The following is an 18,723-nucleotide window of genomic DNA, read 5'->3' on the forward strand; positions in this document are numbered from 1 at the left end:
GGATTGTCGCTCTTGTAGTATAAATAGTTAAGAAGTCTTATTCAGAATACGCATGTTCATATGATTCACCTTTTAAAATCTTAAGCATATCTTGTTCCAGACTTTCTATAGGATATTCTACAATACGCCCTAGTTCTTTGCCATCCTTGCTAAATATAAATGTAGGAACTCTTATGATATTCTGACCATTTTCAAGTCCTTCCGGAGTTTTACGCTCTCGATTTACGGTAATTAAATTAATAGCTTCTGTCTTATTTACAACATCAAGAATCTTATAAAAGTGTGGCGTCTCACGCTTACTATCTTCGCACCAAGTTCCCATAAAAATAGTTATATCGACATCAACTAATAATGTCTTTAACTCCTGAATGAAGCTGGTGTCTACTCCATAATTCTCATAACCGGAATTAAACCACATTCCAAATTTTTCCGTCTCTAAAGTGTTGCGTTTTGTAGGGCCCGTAATAACATCCTCATCTTGTTCTACAAGCACTTGTTCTGTGGGTTCTGATGCTTGTTCAGCAATTTGATTCTTTGCTTTGCAGCTCACTAGTACCGCGGCAAAAACCATTATCACCGCGTATCTTAAATTTTTCATAGCAACTTTTCTATCTAACTAGGCTCTCCTGATCCATTACCGCAGGTTTTGCTATACCCATCATATCAAGAATAGTAGGAGCCACATCTCCTAAAATTCCATTTTTAACAACTTTAATTTCGTTATCGACAACAATAATAGGTACCGGGTTTGTAGTATGTGCAGTATTTGGAGAACCATCCTCATTTTGCATTGTTTCACAATTACCATGATCTGCAATAACGATACTGCTGTATCCATGTTCTAGTCCGGTTTCAACGACCGCCTTTGCGCAAGCATCTACAGTTTCTACAGCTTTAATAGCTGCTTCTATGATACCCGTATGACCTACCATATCCGGATTTGCGAAATTAAGACATACAAAATCGGCTTCTTCCTTTTTCAATTCTGCCACAATTTTGTCGCGAACTTCAAAAGCACTCATTTCGGGCTGCAAATCATAAGTAGCTACATTAGGTGACTTTGCTATTAAGCGCGTTTCCCCTTCAAATGGTAATTCTCTTCCTCCAGAAAAGAAAAAGGTAACATGAGGATACTTCTCTGTTTCAGCAATACGTATTTGCTTCTTGCCTGCATCGGCGATAACTTCTCCGAGCGTATTTACCAGATTGTCTTTATCAAATATCACGTGGATATTTTTAAAAGTCTGATCATAATTAGTCATTGTCACATAATACAGGTTCATCTTCTGCGTGTTCTGTTCTGCAAAATCTTCCTGAGATAGCATACGTGTTAATTCGCGTCCACGATCTGTACGATAATTAAAAAAGAGCACCACGTCATCCTCTTTAATTTGAGCAACCGGTTTATCATTTTCTGTAATTACTATAGGCTCTAAAAATTCGTCTGTAATACCGTTGATGTAGCTTGCTCTAATTACAGCAACAGGATCATTAGTATGTGTACCTATACTATGTACTGATGCATCATAAGCTTTTTTAACACGCTCCCAGCGAGTATCTCTGTCCATTGCAAAATACCTACCGGTTATAGTAGCTAATTTTGCACCATTGTTTTTTGCATAATGATCCAGATCTTCAATAAATGCAGCTCCACTTTGAGGGTCGACATCGCGACCATCTGTAAAAGCGTGAACATAAATTTCTTTGATACCTGCCTCGTAAGCTGCTTTTATTAAACCCTTAACGTGGTCAATATGAGCGTGAACCCCACCATCAGAAACTAAACCTAATAAATGAACGGGTTTATTATTTTCTTTAGCATAAGCAAAGGCTTTCTCAAGCTCGGGTTGCTCGCGTAATTTGTTTTCTTTAAGTGATTTATTGATTTTTGCAAAATCTTGATACACAATGCGACCTGCACCCAAATTCATATGACCTACTTCGCTATTTCCCATTTGCCCATCCGGTAATCCCACGTTGCCACCGTGTGTGAGCAATTGAGCGTGTGGATATTTTGTATAAAGACTGTCTATAAATGGAGTTTCAGCAAGATCAACCGCAGAAACGTTTTTATTAGGTGCAAATCCCCAACCATCGAGGATCATTAGAATAACTTTTTTGTTCATGATTTGTGTGTTGTTCTACAAAGATAAGGACTTAACAAATCAATGGCTAAAAGTTTAAACAGCAATCACGATAGCGTTTGAAATTCTTCTAGAAATAGTTGTAAAAAAATAACTGTAGTAAGAAGTTTACTTGGTGTTAATTTAGGCGATACTTCTCAATAGCTGCCTGTATTTTCTCAATACGATTCTCGGGATCTGGATGCGAACTTTGAAACTCAGGAACACTTTGGCCGCCACTTGCTTCTTTTAAAATTTGCATTACCTCAATAAGAGCTTCTGGATTATAACCGGCTTCGATCATAAACTTAACTCCTAAGTCATCACTTTCTAATTCATCGCCCCGACCATTTTTTAATAATAAGGTTTGACCTATTTGTGAAGCAAGCATACCCGCATCTGCACCTACCTGAGCTCCCGTAGCAACAGTATTTGCAAGTTCGCTTTGTGCTATACGTTCTGCAGAATGCCTGCCTACGACGTGACCAATTTCATGACCTAAAATCCCGGCAAGTTGATCTTCGCTATCAAGACGCTCCATAAGAGCATAGGTAATAAATATTTGACCACCCGGCAATGCAAAGGCGTTTACAGTATTAGGATCACGTAAAAGGTGAAACTCATATTCATAAGGCGTTTCTCGAGCAATAGTATTGTCTACAAGCTTTTTACCTACTTGATCTACAAACTCCTGTAATTGAGCATCCGGGTGAAGACCACCATGTTGTTCTGCCATAATAGGAGCATTTTGTAAACCAATTGCTATTTCCTCATCGGTAGATAAGTTTATCGCCTGTGTGCGACCAGTATATGGGTTTTCTTCCTGACTCCCACAATACCGAACTAATCCAAATGCTACTATGGCCACTCCTAAAACAATTTTAAGCGATCTTCCTCCTAATTTCATAATGTCTGATTGTTATAGGCTTTTGCCTTTGTTTATAATAATTTTGGATTGATGTCTAGAATGTTTTCATTTCTATAAGCGGTTATGAATTCACTTGTAAAAGCTTCACTACCTAGGAGCTTTTTTTGCTGAAGAATTTGTGTTATATCAAGTTTTTTAAACTCATTCAAATAGCCTTTGGAAAGTGGAGCGTAGCTAAAATGCCAAGGTTCATAATTGAACCCTTTTCTACCGTAATCATTCGTATAAACTTCGATAAAACCGAAAGATTCGGCGTATTTATCTAACCAGGCTTTGAGTTCGCAAAATGGTCCATTTCCGTGAAATTTTTTAGGATCTAAAACATTTGTTGTTATTCCTGTTCCGCCTTGTATAATATCAAGATCAGTAGCCCAATGATGTCGAGATGTACCGGGAATCGTACTGTATTCTATAATTTTCTCTATAGCTGCAATTTTTGATAAACCGCTGCTGGTGTAATTTTTAAACTTGCGTTCCCAAATGCGATTTTGATGTGCATAATCGCGGTAGCTAGAAACCACTTCTATACGCAACCCGTCTTTTTTTGCTGCGGCCGATAGTTTTTCAAAAGCTTCAGAAGCTTCGAGTCGCAGACGATAGCCATTTTTTTCAATGAGCTTCGGGTTTCCTTGACCTAATAGCTCTGATTCAGGTAGGTTGATAGCCGCACTAAGTGTATTTGGAAATAAACTCAAAGCTGTTATACCTAAAGCTGTATTTTGAATAAAATGGCGTCTTTTCATTGTAATTTTTTGGAAAGTAAATAATGCACTCCTACATTTTCAATGTCAAAAGGTAAACCACTTATCGTAAAACCTTTCCGCAGATAAAAATTAAGTGCTTTGATACGGGCATTGCACCATAATACTTCTACTTTTAATTGCTTAAGCTTTTCTTCCCCGGCATCTATAAGTAAGCCGCCCAACTTCTTTTTTTGATGGGATTCTAAAATACCCATTCCGCGTAATTGATATTGTATACCCGTAAATTGAGAATTTTGGTTGCTCATAAAACTGGTGACGCCTATAAGATTATTAGAATCAAATAAGCCTAAATGCACGGTATCTGCATTTAAATCCCCATCCATAGCGCAAGTAGCTATAGGTCTATCTGCTCTTAGAACAGGATGACGAACCGCCCAAGTTTCTTGAGCGGTGATTTCTTTAATTGTGTATGACAAACCGATTAAATATTAATTTGCGCGTACATCAGCATACTCTGGATGCTCATCAAATTTTACCTCTGCAAAAGGGCAAAGAGGTTCAATCTTAATATTTTTTGAACGTGCATATTCTACAGCTCGCTCCATAAGTTTGCTTGCATATCCTTGACCTTCATACTCCATTTTTGTTTCGGTATGATCTATTAGAATTGTGTGTGCGTCCTTTATTGTATAGGTAAGCTCAGAAATTATCCCGTTTTCACCTTCAATTAAAAAAACTCCTCTAACGTCATTTTCTTTGTGTTGAATAGTTACTGAATCCATTATTTTTACGTTTTAGACTAAATTAAATAATTATGAGCAAACTTAATGTCAAGAGATTGTATAAGGAAGACATTAACAACTTTTTACCACTCATACAAGAGTTGATGGGGCATCGATTAGATGATGCTATTTTAAAAGAACGATTTATAGAAATGTTTGATCATAAATATGAATGTCACGGTATTTATGTAGAGGAAGCACTGGCTGGAGTATTTGGTCTTTGGTTTGCAACCCGTCATTATTGTGGTAAAACCTGTGAGCAGGATCACGTATATATAAAACCAGAATACCGAAGTATGGGTCTAGGCAAACAAGTCTTTAAATGGATTTATAATTATGCTAAAGAGAAAGGTTGTGAAACGGCAGAATTAAACAGTTATGTTGAAAACTACCCGAGTCACAAATTTTACCTAAACGAAAATTATGTCATTAAAGGATATCACTTTTTAAAAAGCCTTGACTAGTATTTAATCAAAATTTATAATAGAGCCAGTTTCTAGTTCATAAGGTGCTTTACCTGCTTCAAAAATACGAGCACTAAAGTCACCTTTAAGTGTGTTGGTTTTATCTTTAACCGCTATCCAACTTCCTTCACGCAGACCTACTACGGGTATTGTGTTAAACTGGTGAAATTCTGCTATACGAGTTTCACGTGTTTCTCCCATATGTTGACTGCCGGTCACAGGATCTAAATAATGCGGATTTATATTAAAAGGAACTGCACCTATTGTTTTAAAACTAGGAGGGTAAATTATAGGCATATCGTTTGTAGTCTGCATCGATACACCGGCTATATTTGTGCCAGCACTTGTGCCTAAATACGGTAGGCCCTCAAATATGCGTTTGCGTAATGTCGCAAATAAATCAAATTTATATAATTGATCAACAAGTAAAAACGTATTACCACCGCCAGTAAAAACAGCTTCAGCTTCTTCGAGTGTAACTTTAGGATTGTCAAATTCGTGAAGCCCTACAACTTCGATGTCCAGTTTATCAAATGCTTCTTTTGCTTTTTCTGTATATAAATCGTGAGAAATTCCTCCCGGTCGGGCAAAAGGGATAAATACTAAGCGTTCTGCTTTTTCAAAATGCGTATTAAGCTCCGGCAAAAGGTAATCTAAATAGGATCCGCCAAAAACGGTAGAGGTACTTGCTAGTATTAAATTTTTCATAGTTGCAGTTTTGATTCAAAGTTAAGTTTAATGGGCATTTAACAAAAATTTACAGGCTTTTTGATTAAAAAATTAACTTACTTGTCGTTACTTATTAATGCAAAATAACACACTTACCTATGAAATTTTCTACGCTTATATTTTTATGCTTATTAGGCATCTATCCGGCTATAGGACAGCAAGTCGCACGTGTAATGGTAGGAGGCCAGATACTTGTTCCTGCAGGTGATGATCCTAGCGGGATTGCCATATATAATGAGACTTCTATGCGTGGCACTATTACTTCCCTTGAAGGTACTTTTGAAATTGCGGTTGCAAAAAATGATGAGATTGTAATACAATCTGTACAATTTGCACCGGTAACTGTACTTGTCGATAAAGGAATTGTAAATACTAAGAAAATGAGCATTACGTTGCGTGAAACTGTAAATGTTCTAGATGAGATTATAGTTACGCCTTATGATCTTACCGGTGATATTATTGCAGATGTTAATCGCATTCGGGTAATTGAACCTGTACCCTTTAGCGCAAAAGATATACGCATAGAAGATAGTCAATATGATAAAAATTCACCTGCAGAAAATGTAGCTGTAGATAATGAGCGTTGGAGATATGGACTCAATTTTGTGAATATTTTTAAAGCAGTTTTTAATATTAATAAAGATAATGCTGATATTGAGAGTAGTGCAGAAGATGAACTTGCTGCGATGTACTCAAATCAATTTTTTCAAGAGAATTTGAATATTGAAAAGCAATCTATTGGCGCTTATATGGATTATGTTGCGGCAAATGGTCTAGATAAAGAAATGCTTGAAAATGGAAACGAACTAAATCTCATTCAGTTCTTAATCGAAAAACGTGATGACTTTATTAAAATTCAGGCTCAAAATGATTAAGTAGACGTGCAACTTTTATATACTTGTCACGTATTTAAGAAAACAAATCATTAGCCCATTATCTCACGTGTCTAGGAATAAGCAATACTTTCTATTTTTTATACTCTTCGGTAGTATGTTTATACCTTTGCATATTCAGGGGCAAGAGGCTATTCTGTTAACTGGTAAAATTACTAATGATTCTATAGATCACGAGTATCTACACGTTCTCAATTTAACCTTGCAAAAAGGTACAATAACAAATGAAAGAGGTGTTTTTAGAATTCCGGTGCGTGAGCAGGATACACTTTATATTTCAGCTGTACAATTCAAGCCAAAAGAAGTTGTAATTACTTCAGAAATTATAGCTAAAAACTTTCTAGAACTAGAGCTTGAAACCAATGTTACCGAACTCGAAGATGTAAACATTAGCGATATAGATTTAAGTGGAAGGCTTGGGGATGATATGAATATCCCAAAAGTTGAAAAGCCATTCAATCCTGCAGATGCAGGTCTTCCTGTATATAAAGGTCCCATCATTACGCAAGAAGAGCGTAAACTATATACTGCAACTCATTCCGGAGGAGGTATTATACCAGTAAATGCTGTTATAAATGCAATTTCTGGACGTACTAAAATGCTAAAAAATCAAGTGCGTATTTCTAATATGGAAATAAGAGTTCAAAAAGCACGTAATCTAGTTTCAGACAGCACGTATATCTATCAGCTTAATATTCCGGCAAAATATATTGATGATTTTGCGCATTATATTTATCAGGACAATACAGAAAATCTTCAGATAGCTTCAGAAGAAAACCCGTTATCTTTAATTGAACTCCTAATGGAACAGGCGCCATTATATCTTCAGTTTAAGCAAATAGATGGAGCTAATCTTCAGAAAAAGGAATAATCGAATTTTTGGAATATATTTTGTTCAGATAGATTTAAAAAAAAGTTTAAGACTTCTTTTAAAGTTTTAATTTTATAAAATCTATGAAAAAATTACTTGTTTTAATTCTCGTAGCTCTACCATTAATGGCTGCGAGCACCCACAAATATTATTTTAGCGTAACTCAGGCAGACTACGATGTAAAGTCTAAGTCTCTAAAAATGGTTACGCGCGTATTTTATGATGATCTGGAAAAAGTTTTTCAAGAGCGTTATGACAAATCTATCAAGGTAGATAAAACTTATGATCAGGAAAAGTTAGATGCCTACATTCAAAAATACTTTAATTCAAAGTTCATTGTCTCAGTAAATGGGAAAGAGCAGAAACTATCCTATATAGGTCATAAAGATGAGGTTGACTACGTGGTATGTTTTGTGGAGGTTAAGAACATTACTAATCCTCAATCTATAGAAATTGAAAATACATTGCTGATGGATATGTTTCCAGATCAAAAGAATGTGATACATCTTCAAGTGGGCAACACCAAGAAAAGTTACCTGCTTAACAAAGAAAATGATAAAGCAATGTTAAAACTTTCTGAATAATTTATTAACATATCCCTAATCTTTACTTTTATAAAATTCAAAAGCACAAAATCGAATTACAATTTATGAAACAAATCAAGTACACATTATTTAGTTTGATGTTTCTAGCAGCCTCTGTAGGTTTTGCTCAGGAAACACCAGCTAAAGAAGAACGCCAGGCCGGGCACACAAACACTAATAAGTTTAGACAACTTTATAATGAATTTGCTACGCCTAATCAATTCCGTACGGCTTCTGGAGCTCCAGGACCTGCATATTATCAGAATGAAGCTGATTATGAAATCAAAATTGAGCTTAATGATGACAACCACACAATAAGCGGATACGAGACTATTACATATAAAAATAATTCACCAGATAAATTAGAGTATTTATGGGTGCAATTAGATCAAAATATACGCAAGAAAGATTCTCCTGCACTAGAGAAAGATGGTAGCGGATTCGCACCGGTAAACCAGCCTGGTTCAATCGTGAATAGTTATATGAAAGAACCTTTTGATGGAGGGTTCAATATTTTAGAAGTTACTCAAGACGGGAAACCTCTAAAGCATATGATAAATTTCACAATGATGCGCATAGATATGCCACAACCACTAGCGCCAGGTGAGGAATTTGAATTTAGCGTAAAGTGGAATTTCAATATTGTTGAACATACTGTAGACAGAGCACGCTCTGGTTATGAAAGTTTTCCTGACGGAAACAAAAACTATGTTATTGCACAATTTTTTCCAAGAATGTGTGTGTACAATGACGTAGAAGGATGGCAAAATTATCAGTTCTGGGGTAATGGTGAGTTCGCACTACCTTTTGGCGATTATGATGTAGAAATTACAGTTCCTGCAGATCATTTATTAGATGGTACAGGGGATCTTGTGAATAGAAAAGAGGTGTACTCAAAAGAAATGATGAACCGTTGGGAGCAAGCTCAAAAGAGTTATGACAAGCCAGTTATCATTAGATCACAAGCAGAAGCTATCGAAATTGAAAAAGGTCGTAGTAAAGCGAAGAAAACCTGGAAGTTGCATGCTGATAACGTACGTGATTTTGCATTTACATCTTCTCGTAAATATATAATGGATGCTCAAGCGGTTAAGTTTCCTAAAGGAGATGTAATGGCTATTTCTATTTATCCTAAAGAAGGTAACCCGCTTTGGGAAGAATATTCAACTAAAGCTGTGGTACAAACTTTAAAGTCTTATTCAAGAATGACTTTTGATTACCCATACCCTAAAGCTATTTCTGTACACGGTCAAAATCAAGGGATGGAATATCCTATGATATGCTGGAATTATGGTCGCCCAGATGAAGATGGTTCTTATAGCGATCGTACAAAATATGGTATGATCAGTGTAATTATTCACGAGGTAGGTCATAACTTTTTCCCAATGATCGTTAACAGTGACGAGCGCCAGTGGGGTTGGATGGATGAAGGTATTAATACTTTTGTACAATACGTAGCAGAGCAGGATTTTGGAGAAAATTTTCCTGAGGCAATAGCACCAAACTCTAAGTATCCTTCACGTCGTGGAGAGCCTTCAAAAATAACAGGTTATATGGGTGGCGATCAAAATTTTATCTCGCCTATTATGTCTAACCCTGAAAATGTTTATCAGTTAGGAAACAATGCCTACGGAAAACCTGCAACTGCGCTTAATATTTTAAGAGAAACAGTTATGGGTCGTGAGTTATTTGACTATTCTTTCAAAACTTACGCACAAAGATGGATGTTTAAGCATCCTACACCTGAAGATTTTTTCCGCACAATGGAAGACGCTTCTGCTGTAGATCTTGACTGGTACTGGAGAGGTTGGTTTTATACAACCGAGAATGTTGATATGGGTGTAGAAAGCGTTAAATCGTATTACTTAACAAATAAACCTACAGCTGCTGGTAAAGAAATGCTTGCAAGATATGGTGCAGACCCTGCTAATGTAGATGCTGTTTATGTTGTTGAAGAAGGTGGTGAAGATTATGATGCAGCTATGAAAGGTAAGGCCGTTACTGAAAATGCACCTAACCTTAATGAGTTTATGATGGATAACTTTACACCTGCAGAACGTGCAAAGTTAAAAGCACCAAAACATTTTTATGCAGTAACATTTAACAAGCCGGGCGGGATACCAATGCCTATTATTGTTGAATACAGTTATGCAGATGGTTCTAAAGAGAAAGTTACATATCCTGTACAGGTATGGCGCAAAAATGATGCGGCAGTAACAAAAGTTCTTGCAACAGATAAAGAACTTGTAGGCGTTATGCTAGACCCTAATTTAGAAACCGCAGATGTTGATGTTACAAACAACAGCTGGCCAAAACAAGAGCCGGTAAGCGAATTTGATAGCTTTAAAGAAGGTTATGAAGATTAATTAATTTAAGAATTAATTACATTAAAAAGCCGGTGATCTTTCATCGGCTTTTCATTTTTCCCCATATATTTGTAGAACTATGAATATACCATTTTTTATTAGCGGCGCAGAAATAGGCTTTATCGTTTTTATCATTGTAATGGTATTTGGCGCTGATAAAGTTCCTGATATTGCAAGAGGTCTCGGTAAGGGAATGCGTACTTTAAAAAACGCTACAAACGATATCAAAACTGAAATTACTAAAAGTGCAGATAAGCAGGGAATCAATACAGACATAGCAAAAGATGTCAAGAAAGAAATTGATGATGCCAAGAAGCACATAAGCGAGATTACAGGAAGTGTAAAGCGTAATCTGTAAACTATCAGTACATTATGCTTATTCTTGAAATAGATAATTATTGATAATAAGTATTCTTATTGAATATTGCTTAGTTTTATTATTAATTCTGTAAGGTTATTGGTGTATTATTCAAATATTAGTAATATCTTCATATTATAATAACTAACAACCGTTTTAAAAATAGATAGGACTTTGTAAGATTGAAATATCTTTTTTAGAATAATTTACTACCGTGTTAATTACCGAATCCCATCCTTTAAGATGGGATTTTTTTTCGACTTATGGTAAGTCCGTCTCGTATAGTAAGCAACACTGTTTCTAGTCGGGGATCTTCAGCCAGAAGTTTATTATATTCTAATAATGCGGCGGTTGAGGTGTCTTTAGGATTTAAACTTTCTACAACTTTTCCGCTCCACAGCACATTGTCTGATAGTAAAATACCACCCGGTTTTAAACGATCTACTATAAGGTCAAAGTAAGCAGGATAATTAGGTTTATCGGCATCAATAAATACCAGGTCTAATTCTTCAGTAATTTGCGGGATTATGTCCAGAGCATTCCCCAAATGTTGTTTGATAATGGACCCATACCCAGACAAGTCAAAGTATTTTCTTTGAAAATCTACCAGTTCTTCATTAATATCTATAGTATGAAGTATGCCATTTGCTTGCAAACCTTCGGCAAGACATAGGGCAGAATATCCCGTATACGTCCCTATTTCTAAAATAGTTTTAGGATTAATGAGTTTTGAGATCATACTCAAAATTCGTCCCTGATAGTGACCACTTAGCATACGCGGTTGCACCACTTTTTGATAAGTTTCGCGTGTAAGGTTTTTTAAGAGCTGCGGTTCTTTAGAAGAGTGAGCAACTGCATAATCATCAAGTTCTTCAGAAATAAAATGCATATTTTTATTCTTCTTCTAATCCTTCTACCACCTCATCGTCATGAAGCATTTTTCGGGTTTCTTGTTTTACGAGATTTAGTTTTTCTTGAAGGGTCATACTTTCAGAAAACTTCCCGTCATAAATTAAATTTAAAATAGCTTTATCTTGAACCCGGCCTCTGCGCATTGCTTCAGAATAGCGTAAATCTTCTCTAAAAGTTACCAGAGAATACTTAGAAAAATACTCTTGCGGAAATTCATTTTCAAAAGCAATTTCTAATTTTCTTTTTTCCTGAAATATAGGTCGTGCAGTATGGGCTTTCATCTCGTGGAAGTTATCTACAGCAAGATCTGCAATCGCATCAGTATCTTCTTTGCGTTCATCCTGGTAAGCTTTAAAAACTGCTTTCCAGTCTCCCTCGTGCTTATTTAAAGCTTTATCTAGGACATCAATATCTTCAAATGCAGAATTCATTCCTTGACCATAAAATGGCACTATACCGTGCGCTGCATCACCCAGAAGTAAAACTTTGCCATAGGCGTGCCAAGGTGAGCATTTTATAGTTCCTAATGGAGAAGTGGGATTCTCTTTAAATTCTTGTATTAAATTAGGCATTAACGCTAATGCATCTGGAAATTCTCTTTCAAAATAATCAAGTATCGCCTCATCGGAATTGAGACTTTCAAAACTGTCTTTTCCTTCGTCCCAGGATAAAAATAGGGTAACCGTAAAACTCCCATCAAGATTAGGTAATGCAATCATCATATCTTTTCCTCTAGGCCAGATATGCAAAGCATTTTTCTCTACTAAGAAACCACCATCGGCAGACGCCGGAAATGATAATTCTTTATAGCCGTGAGTTAAAAAATCTTGCCCATAGCTGAATAAAAATTTGCGATGGTCTAGCATACTTTTACGCAGCGCTGAACCTACGCCATCTGCACCCATTAAAATGTCTGCTTGATAATGTGTCTCTTTCTGAGTTTTGTAATCTTCAAATGTCGCTTTTGCTGTTTCAAGTTCAACACCAGTACATTTTTGATTAAAATGCATCGTTATATCTGGCATTTTATCACACTCATTTAAGAGCATAATATTGAGGTCTTCACGAGAAATAGAGTTGATGTACTCATGATTTCTTCCGCTGTAGGCGCTCATAAATAATTGCCCATCTGTACTATGAATCATACGCCCATTCATAGGTATGCATAGCGGTAAGACCTTATCTTCTAGTCCGGCAAGGCGTAAACCTTTCATTCCGCGGTCTGAGAATGCTAAATTTATTGAGCGGCCAGAATCTACAATCTCTTCTCGTAAATCTGGACGCTTTTCCATCAACGTAACCTTATAGCCTCGCTGAGCCATGCGTAATGCTAGTAAAGAACCACAAAGTCCAGCACCAATAATTAATATATGTTCTTGATTTTTCAAAAGTGATCTATTAAAGGGTGGTTGTTTAAAACGACCGTTTATTTTTTAGCTAAAAGTTCTTTTAGACGTTGAGTCATTTCATATACATCCTCAAAGCTGTTGTATAGAGGAGCGGGAGCTACGCGTATAACATCTGGCTCTCTCCAGTCACAGATAATACCTGCCTGCATAAACCCGTCGTGCAGGCTTCGGTCTGCATTTTTTACTTGAATAGATAATTGACAACCGCGCTCTTCCGGATTTTCGGGAGTCAAAATAGCTATACGATCATCTTTTAAATCTTTTATTAAAAATTCTAAGTAGCCTGTGATTTTTCTCGATTTTGCACGAATATTTTTAAATCCGGCTTCAGTAAACAATTCAAGAGATGCTCGTATGGGAGCCATAGATAATATAGGCGGATTGCTTAATTGCCAACCCTCTGCGCCCTCAATAGGGTCAAAATCAACACGCATATTAAAACGGCTATCCATTTTATGTCCCCACCAGCCGGTAAGGCGTGGGATATCTTTATCATTTGCGTGACGCTCGTGTACAAAGCAACCGCCTATAGCACCAGGGCCACTGTTTAGATATTTATAAGTGCACCAGACCGCAAAATCAGGTCCGTTCTCATGCAGGTCTGCATCAATATTACCTACACCGTGTGCAAGATCAAAACCTACTTTACATCCATATTTATGGCCTAATTCTGTAATTGCTTTTATAGGATACTTTTGACCAGTATAGTAGTTAGAATTTCCTATCATTACCAGCGCAATCTCATTACCGTGCTCCTCCATAATTGCTTCGAGATCTTCAAAACGGCATAAGTGTTCCTCTGTTCTGGGTTTCCAAAGTATTAGAGCTTCGTCAGGATCGTATCCTTTTTCTTTAATTTGAGATTTTACAGCATAGCTATCTGAAGGAAAGGCGTCACTTTCAATCAAAATTTTATAACGCTTTGCAGTAGGTCGGTAAAACGAAATCATCATTAAGTGCAAATTTGTACTTAGCGTATTCATAATCACAACTTCGCTTGGCTTTGCACCTACAACGTCTGCCATAGGTTTAGTTAGCAGCTCGTGATATTCAGTCCACGGAACTTTTGCTTTAAAATGACCTTCAACTGCGATTTCTGCCCAGTTATTAAGCTCTTCTTCAACATAATCTCTAGCTTTTTTAGGTTGTAGTCCTAAAGAGTTTCCGCAGAGATAAATAAGGTTTTTTCCCTTCTCATCTTTAGGAAGATTAAAACGCTCTCTAAAATGTGCTAATGGATCTTCTGCATCAGCCTGTTTTGCATAGGCTAACGAATTCTGGTAGGTGCTTTTTTCTTTCTCTAACATAAGCTGTAAAAATAGCAATTAAAATAGTTTTAGTACGTGCTTAGATTTTTGGTATTTTTCCTTTTCCAAAATTAAAGATACTATGAAAGCACTCCGTCTTGTTTTTAGCAATATGAGATACTTTACACCGGTATTTTTATTCGCTACACTAAATATCGTATTCGGTACCTGGGCTATTTACATACCTCAAATAACTGCCAAGCTGCAAATTAGCGAGGGTATGTTAGGGTTTGCGGTGTTTTTTATGGCATTAGGAACACTTGCCACCATACCCTTTGTCCCCAGAATTATCAAATTTCTTGAACTAGGAAAAACTACGCTTCTGGCAATTTGTGGGTTTTGTATCGTTTTTATTGGTCCCTTTTTAGCACCAACTTATACGTTACTTTGCGCGGCTTTATTTGTTGTAGGGGTATTTTCTGGGTTGCTTGATGTATCTATAAATACACTAGTAACCGAACTTGAGAAGAAAGATAAAATTCACTTTATGTCTGTTTCTCACGGTTTTTTTAGTTTAGGCGGAATGCTGGGAGCGGGTATAGGTACTGTTATACTTCCCTATATAGCTATGCCTTGGTATCATATGGCAGGGGTAATTGTTCTTTTAGTACTTGCTAATATTGTTCTAAGTAAAAACTATCTACATCTTAGAAATGTTCACGAAGAGGAAGAAACCAAGTTTAAATTAAAAAATTTACGACCGCTTGTCGGGTTGGCGGTAATTGGCTTTCTGGTTATGGCAGCAGAGGGCGCCATTGTAGATTGGAGTGCATTATACTTAGAGAAAGTAACATTAGCAACTGCTACCTTAGTAGGTATGGGTTATACTATCTTTAATGGCACAATGGCATTTGGGCGATTTTTTGGAGATACTGTGAGTTCAAAATATGGATCTCGATCCATTATGATTGCTGGCAGTTTTGTTGCCACATTAGGTTTTGCTCTTGTGCTTTATGGAGAAACTACGCTGGCATTAATAGGGTTTGGTTTTGTAGGTATAGGACTTTCAATTGTCGTACCGGAACTTTTTAGATATAGTGGGAATTTAAAAGGAATTAGGGCTGCAGAAGGTATTAGCTTTATTGCGGGAACTGGTTTTACTGGTCTTTTGTTGGGTCCTGTATTTCTGGGTTTTTTAGCGGAAACTTTTAATCTAAAAGGAAGTTTTATAGCCTTGATGATTTCCACATTTCTTGCGGGTTGTGTGGCATTCACCCTGAAGCGGAAATAAAAAACCCACCAAAAGGTGGGTTAATAATTTTTTTTGAAAAGTTTATTATTACTCTTCCGTCTTAACCGCAATATCTGTAAAATATAAATGAACAGCGTTTTCCGGAGCTTTATGATCTGAAGCGATCTTTATACCGTTATAATCGTTGTAATCTTCCCAAGTAGTAACCATAGAGTATTCTGAAACATTCCCTCTTCGGTAAACCCATTCTCTTACCATAAAATTATCATCGTAATAAAAATCATAAGCATCTCCCGGAGTATAACCACCTTCGTCACCATATGTAATAGTGATTTTTTTCAGAAGTTCTTTGCTCATAGGCGCAGTTGCCGTGTCTTGTAATTTCAAATTGGTCCCGGTCTCATCCCATACCAGATGCATTGGAGCAAGAAGCCAGTATGAATCGTTTATAAAACCTTTATCTGCATCCATAGCTAGGCTATCAATAGCTTGACGATTGTAGTTAACCGAATCCTTCTCACTTATCATGGTGATATCATTGGTTTTAGGACTCCATTTCCAAGCACGCTCAAAATGCGTATCTCCACGATCTACATTAAATGTAAATTCTAATTGAGATACATTTTCCCAATTTGCAAGTCCGTTGGCCTCTGCAATTTTGAAAGCTACTTCTTGTTCAGGAGTGCGCTCTTCGGTAATTACTTCTGCTTCAGTAGTAGCAGTGTCTGCATTTTTATCTGTTTCAGTTTTGCAAGAAATAAATGCAATCGCAGCAAAAAGAGTAAGTAAGGATTTTTTCATAAGATTATTCTTTTAAGTTGTAAAAGTACGACGCTTTAAATTAGCATTCAGGATGACTCAATTTTAAAATGAATAAAGGTATACAGTAGATATGGGTAAGTTTTGAGTTGGTTTCCGACTATATTTAGGTAGTATGAATACTTATTTTTTAATAAATATAACTGTGTAAATTATGAAAACAATTCTTCATAAATCTGATTCTCGAGGGGATGCAAATCACGGATGGTTACATAGCAAGCACTCTTTTAGTTTTGCTAATTATTACAATCCCGAACGAATGAACTTCGGAGCATTACGTGTTTTGAACGATGATAAAGTAAGTGGCGGTATGGGCTTTGGCACTCATCCTCACAAGAATATGGAAATTATCTCAATACCGCTTTCTGGTGATCTAGAGCATCAAGATAGTATGGGAAATACTACAGTAATAAGGGAAGGAGATATCCAAGTAATGAGTGCAGGAACCGGCGTGCAGCACAGTGAGTATAACAAGAATAAGGATGAAGAAGTTGCTTTTCTACAAATTTGGGTTATTCCTCATACTCAAAATGTGACTCCCCGTTATGATCAAATAACTTTAAATAAGGCAGATCGAAAAAACAAGTTGCAGCAAATACTATCTCCTAATCAAAATGATGCTGGTGTCTGGATTTATCAAGATGCTTGGTTTAACCTTACCGATCTAGACGCGGGAAGGACTGTAAATTATACAATGAATAAAGCTGAAAATGGCCTTTATATTTTTGTATTAGAGGGCAGCATTAAAATTAATGAACAACAACTTGACCGCAGAGATGCTTTAGGAATTATTGATGCTACCGGATTGGAGATTGCAGCCCTTGAAGATGCTTATGTGTTATTAATGGAAGTACCTATGGATTTAGCTTAAATGGAGTTACTCACTCTGGGTAACCTTAGAAATGAGAAGAAGTTTATTTACCTTACTATAATACGATTTATAGTGGGGCTTTTTATTGTATAATCGCTATGGATTAGCGGTTATTTTTATCATTTCTATAACACTAGTTTTCCTGTTATCTTAGGAGAGTGGTCTAATTTTGCGACTTGAAATTCTTCAATGGCAAAACGTTATACTACATCCTCACGTAATCTTATTGTACTCATATTAGGAACACTAATAGCAATAGGTCCTTTTTCAATAGATATGTACTTGCCGGGTTTTGAAAATGTGGCAAATGATTTTAATGTTGATATTAGCAAAGTTGGCTATACATTAACCAGTTATCTTATAGGTATTGCACTGGGACAATTAGCTTACGGCCCATTAATGGATAGGTTTGGGAGAAGACGACCACTTATCGGAGGACTTACCTTATTCATTTTTTCATCTTTAATTTGTGCCTTTAGTTGGAAGTTAGAAATTCTCGTAACTGCTCGATTTTTTATGGCGTTAGGAGGATGTGCAGGCATGGTAGCTTCAAAAGCTATGGTGCGTGATTTATTTGAAAAGAAACAAGTTGCCGATGTACTATCGACACTCATGTTAATTATGGGAGTTGCACCTATTATAGCACCTACTGTAGGTGGTCTGGTTATAGGGGCATTTGACTGGGAAGCTGTTTTCTTTATACTTGCCGGTTTTGCCGTTTTAATGTTATTACTCATCACTTATATTTTGCCCGAAAGTGCCAAGCCGAATAAGGCAACCAGTTTACGCCCAAAACGCATTCTATCTGAATATCTCTCTATCTTAAAAAATAGAGAATTTTTCATTTTTGCGATGATACGTGGATTTTCTTTGGGTGCCTTACTAAGTTATGTTAGCAGTGCGCCCTTTATATTCTTATCATTTTTTGGATTGACCGAACAAGAGTTTGGGTGGGTTTTTGGAAGCAATGCGTTGGGTTTAATATTAGGAAGCCAAATTAATAGATTGGCTCTCAGAAAATTTTCATTATTCAATATCGCTGTTACCATTAGTATCGCATTGACACTGCTCACTCTGGGAGGATTGATCATAAGTAGCGTTGTGGGTGTACAATTTTGGATAATTTATCCATTCTTATTTATGATGCTCTTTTGTATCGGATTTCAAAATCCAAATACTACAGCCTTGTCATTAGATCCATTTACTATTCAAGCTGGTAGTGCTTCGGCTTTAGTAGGAAGTATAGGTATGATATTTGGTTCGGTAGCCAGTATTGCAGTTTCTCAACTAGTTACAGATGGTGTAATGCCATTACTTTTTATTTTATTTTCTTGTGCACTTTGTAGTATGTTATTGATATTGTATTACAGGCGCAGAATCAAAAGAGAAATAGTGATTCAGTAATTTGCTT

Annotated in this window: 20 protein-coding genes; 9 read left to right on the forward strand and 11 right to left on the reverse strand. The window is 36.5% G+C overall.

Features of this window, described 5'->3' with window-relative positions:
- Window positions 1–37: 37 nt before the first annotated feature.
- The 6 genes from ABVM53_RS09500 to ABVM53_RS09525 form a co-directional block, all read right to left on the reverse strand.
- Window positions 38–598, reverse strand: coding sequence for a thioredoxin family protein (locus tag ABVM53_RS09500; protein ID WP_405325522.1), 561 nt, complete (start codon window positions 596–598; stop codon window positions 38–40).
- A gap of 10 nt (window positions 599–608) precedes the next feature.
- Complete coding sequence (gene gpmI / locus ABVM53_RS09505; RefSeq protein WP_405325525.1) at window positions 609–2,126, reverse strand: 2,3-bisphosphoglycerate-independent phosphoglycerate mutase; 1,518 nt, start codon at window positions 2,124–2,126, stop codon at window positions 609–611.
- Window positions 2,127–2,262: 136 nt separating this feature from the next.
- Window positions 2,263–3,030: a M48 family metalloprotease gene (locus ABVM53_RS09510; protein ID WP_405325528.1), complete on the reverse strand. Its 768-nt coding sequence runs from the start codon at window positions 3,028–3,030 to the stop codon at window positions 2,263–2,265.
- 32 nt (window positions 3,031–3,062) lie between these two features.
- On the reverse strand, window positions 3,063–3,794 hold the full coding sequence (locus ABVM53_RS09515; RefSeq protein WP_405325531.1) for a M15 family metallopeptidase: 732 nt from the start codon (window positions 3,792–3,794) through the stop codon (window positions 3,063–3,065).
- A complete protein-coding gene (locus ABVM53_RS09520) occupies window positions 3,791–4,231 on the reverse strand; it encodes a GNAT family N-acetyltransferase (protein WP_405325534.1) in 441 nt (146 codons plus the stop codon). The genes ABVM53_RS09515 and ABVM53_RS09520 overlap by 4 nt, the downstream gene beginning before the upstream one ends.
- A 12-nt stretch (window positions 4,232–4,243) precedes the next feature.
- Window positions 4,244–4,537, reverse strand: a complete 294-nt coding sequence (locus ABVM53_RS09525) for a GNAT family N-acetyltransferase (protein ID WP_371455003.1) — start codon at window positions 4,535–4,537, stop codon at window positions 4,244–4,246.
- A 32-nt stretch (window positions 4,538–4,569) separates the two neighbouring features.
- Here ABVM53_RS09525 and ABVM53_RS09530 point away from each other — a divergent pair, with 32 nt between their 5' ends.
- Window positions 4,570–5,001, forward strand: coding sequence for a GNAT family N-acetyltransferase (locus ABVM53_RS09530; protein ID WP_371455002.1), 432 nt, complete (start codon window positions 4,570–4,572; stop codon window positions 4,999–5,001).
- Between the two features lie 3 nt (window positions 5,002–5,004).
- Here ABVM53_RS09530 and pepE read toward each other — a convergent pair whose 3' ends face one another.
- Window positions 5,005–5,709: a dipeptidase PepE gene (gene pepE, locus ABVM53_RS09535; RefSeq protein ID WP_405325538.1), complete on the reverse strand. Its 705-nt coding sequence runs from the start codon at window positions 5,707–5,709 to the stop codon at window positions 5,005–5,007.
- Window positions 5,710–5,828: 119 nt separating this feature from the next.
- On the opposite strand from pepE, the gene ABVM53_RS09540 reads away from it, so the two are divergent.
- The 5 genes from ABVM53_RS09540 (at window position 5,829) to ABVM53_RS09560 (ending at window position 10,802) form a co-directional block, all read left to right on the forward strand.
- Entirely contained in the window at window positions 5,829–6,605 is a 777-nt protein-coding gene (locus ABVM53_RS09540) for a hypothetical protein (RefSeq protein ID WP_405325541.1), read from the forward strand.
- A gap of 115 nt (window positions 6,606–6,720) precedes the next feature.
- A complete protein-coding gene (locus tag ABVM53_RS09545) occupies window positions 6,721–7,494 on the forward strand; it encodes a hypothetical protein (protein WP_405325544.1) in 774 nt (257 codons plus the stop codon).
- 83 nt (window positions 7,495–7,577) lie between these two features.
- Window positions 7,578–8,078 (forward strand): DUF6702 family protein, encoded by a 501-nt coding sequence (locus tag ABVM53_RS09550; protein ID WP_405325547.1) that lies wholly within the window; start codon window positions 7,578–7,580, stop codon window positions 8,076–8,078.
- A 65-nt stretch (window positions 8,079–8,143) separates the two neighbouring features.
- Window positions 8,144–10,444, forward strand: a complete 2,301-nt coding sequence (locus tag ABVM53_RS09555) for a M1 family metallopeptidase (protein WP_405325549.1) — start codon at window positions 8,144–8,146, stop codon at window positions 10,442–10,444.
- 79 nt (window positions 10,445–10,523) lie between these two features.
- Window positions 10,524–10,802: a twin-arginine translocase TatA/TatE family subunit gene (locus ABVM53_RS09560; protein WP_128756553.1), complete on the forward strand. Its 279-nt coding sequence runs from the start codon at window positions 10,524–10,526 to the stop codon at window positions 10,800–10,802.
- A gap of 238 nt (window positions 10,803–11,040) precedes the next feature.
- Here the strand turns inward: ABVM53_RS09560 and ABVM53_RS09565 are convergent, their stop codons facing one another.
- The 3 genes from ABVM53_RS09565 to kynU are packed head-to-tail and all read right to left on the reverse strand — an operon-like array spanning window position 11,041 to window position 14,430.
- Window positions 11,041–11,691, reverse strand: coding sequence for an O-methyltransferase (locus ABVM53_RS09565; protein WP_405325551.1), 651 nt, complete (start codon window positions 11,689–11,691; stop codon window positions 11,041–11,043).
- Between the two features lie 4 nt (window positions 11,692–11,695).
- Window positions 11,696–13,102 carry an FAD-dependent oxidoreductase gene (locus ABVM53_RS09570; RefSeq protein ID WP_371454994.1) on the reverse strand — a complete coding sequence of 469 codons (1,407 nt, stop codon included), beginning with the start codon at window positions 13,100–13,102 and terminating at the stop codon, window positions 11,696–11,698.
- A 38-nt stretch (window positions 13,103–13,140) separates the two neighbouring features.
- Window positions 13,141–14,430: a kynureninase gene (kynU, locus tag ABVM53_RS09575; protein ID WP_405325554.1), complete on the reverse strand. Its 1,290-nt coding sequence runs from the start codon at window positions 14,428–14,430 to the stop codon at window positions 13,141–13,143.
- A gap of 82 nt (window positions 14,431–14,512) precedes the next feature.
- Between kynU and ABVM53_RS09580 the strand changes: the two genes are divergently transcribed.
- A complete protein-coding gene (locus tag ABVM53_RS09580) occupies window positions 14,513–15,661 on the forward strand; it encodes an MFS transporter (protein ID WP_405325556.1) in 1,149 nt (382 codons plus the stop codon).
- Window positions 15,662–15,709: 48 nt separating this feature from the next.
- On the opposite strand, the gene ABVM53_RS09585 is transcribed toward ABVM53_RS09580, so the two are convergent.
- Window positions 15,710–16,423: a hypothetical protein gene (locus ABVM53_RS09585; RefSeq protein WP_405325558.1), complete on the reverse strand. Its 714-nt coding sequence runs from the start codon at window positions 16,421–16,423 to the stop codon at window positions 15,710–15,712.
- Between the two features lie 172 nt (window positions 16,424–16,595).
- Here ABVM53_RS09585 and ABVM53_RS09590 point away from each other — a divergent pair, with 172 nt between their 5' ends.
- Together ABVM53_RS09590 and ABVM53_RS09595 are read left to right on the forward strand one after the other, a co-directional pair.
- Window positions 16,596–17,312, forward strand: coding sequence for a pirin family protein (locus ABVM53_RS09590; RefSeq protein ID WP_405325560.1), 717 nt, complete (start codon window positions 16,596–16,598; stop codon window positions 17,310–17,312).
- A 189-nt stretch (window positions 17,313–17,501) separates the two neighbouring features.
- On the forward strand, window positions 17,502–18,716 hold the full coding sequence (locus ABVM53_RS09595) for a multidrug effflux MFS transporter (RefSeq protein WP_405325562.1): 1,215 nt from the start codon (window positions 17,502–17,504) through the stop codon (window positions 18,714–18,716).
- Window positions 18,717–18,723 lie beyond the last annotated feature (7 nt).

The sequence above is a fragment of the Leeuwenhoekiella sp. LLG6367-2.1 genome (assembly GCF_045055775.1).
Lineage (GTDB): Bacteria > Bacteroidota > Bacteroidia > Flavobacteriales > Flavobacteriaceae > Leeuwenhoekiella > Leeuwenhoekiella aequorea.

What these genes read in the sequence shown, in the direction of transcription:
- ABVM53_RS09500 (WP_405325522.1), bottom strand. Translation starts at nt 598, where the DNA reads ATGAAAAATTTAAGATACGCGGTGATAATGGTTTTTGCCGCGGTACTA.
- gpmI (WP_405325525.1), bottom strand. Translation starts at nt 2,126, where the DNA reads ATGAACAAAAAAGTTATTCTAATGATCCTCGATGGTTGGGGATTTGCA.
- ABVM53_RS09510 (WP_405325528.1), bottom strand. Translation starts at nt 3,030, where the DNA reads ATGAAATTAGGAGGAAGATCGCTTAAAATTGTTTTAGGAGTGGCCATA.
- ABVM53_RS09515 (WP_405325531.1), bottom strand. Translation starts at nt 3,794, where the DNA reads ATGAAAAGACGCCATTTTATTCAAAATACAGCTTTAGGTATAACAGCT.
- ABVM53_RS09525 (WP_371455003.1), bottom strand. Translation starts at nt 4,537, where the DNA reads ATGGATTCAGTAACTATTCAACACAAAGAAAATGACGTTAGAGGAGTT.
- ABVM53_RS09530 (WP_371455002.1), top strand. Translation starts at nt 4,570, where the DNA reads ATGAGCAAACTTAATGTCAAGAGATTGTATAAGGAAGACATTAACAAC.
- pepE (WP_405325538.1), bottom strand. Translation starts at nt 5,709, where the DNA reads ATGAAAAATTTAATACTAGCAAGTACCTCTACCGTTTTTGGCGGATCC.
- ABVM53_RS09540 (WP_405325541.1), top strand. Translation starts at nt 5,829, where the DNA reads ATGAAATTTTCTACGCTTATATTTTTATGCTTATTAGGCATCTATCCG.
- ABVM53_RS09545 (WP_405325544.1), top strand. Translation starts at nt 6,721, where the DNA reads ATGTTTATACCTTTGCATATTCAGGGGCAAGAGGCTATTCTGTTAACT.
- ABVM53_RS09550 (WP_405325547.1), top strand. Translation starts at nt 7,578, where the DNA reads ATGAAAAAATTACTTGTTTTAATTCTCGTAGCTCTACCATTAATGGCT.
- ABVM53_RS09555 (WP_405325549.1), top strand. Translation starts at nt 8,144, where the DNA reads ATGAAACAAATCAAGTACACATTATTTAGTTTGATGTTTCTAGCAGCC.
- ABVM53_RS09560 (WP_128756553.1), top strand. Translation starts at nt 10,524, where the DNA reads ATGAATATACCATTTTTTATTAGCGGCGCAGAAATAGGCTTTATCGTT.
- ABVM53_RS09565 (WP_405325551.1), bottom strand. Translation starts at nt 11,691, where the DNA reads ATGCATTTTATTTCTGAAGAACTTGATGATTATGCAGTTGCTCACTCT.
- kynU (WP_405325554.1), bottom strand. Translation starts at nt 14,430, where the DNA reads ATGTTAGAGAAAGAAAAAAGCACCTACCAGAATTCGTTAGCCTATGCA.
- ABVM53_RS09580 (WP_405325556.1), top strand. Translation starts at nt 14,513, where the DNA reads ATGAAAGCACTCCGTCTTGTTTTTAGCAATATGAGATACTTTACACCG.
- ABVM53_RS09585 (WP_405325558.1), bottom strand. Translation starts at nt 16,423, where the DNA reads ATGAAAAAATCCTTACTTACTCTTTTTGCTGCGATTGCATTTATTTCT.
- ABVM53_RS09590 (WP_405325560.1), top strand. Translation starts at nt 16,596, where the DNA reads ATGAAAACAATTCTTCATAAATCTGATTCTCGAGGGGATGCAAATCAC.
- ABVM53_RS09595 (WP_405325562.1), top strand. Translation starts at nt 17,502, where the DNA reads ATGGCAAAACGTTATACTACATCCTCACGTAATCTTATTGTACTCATA.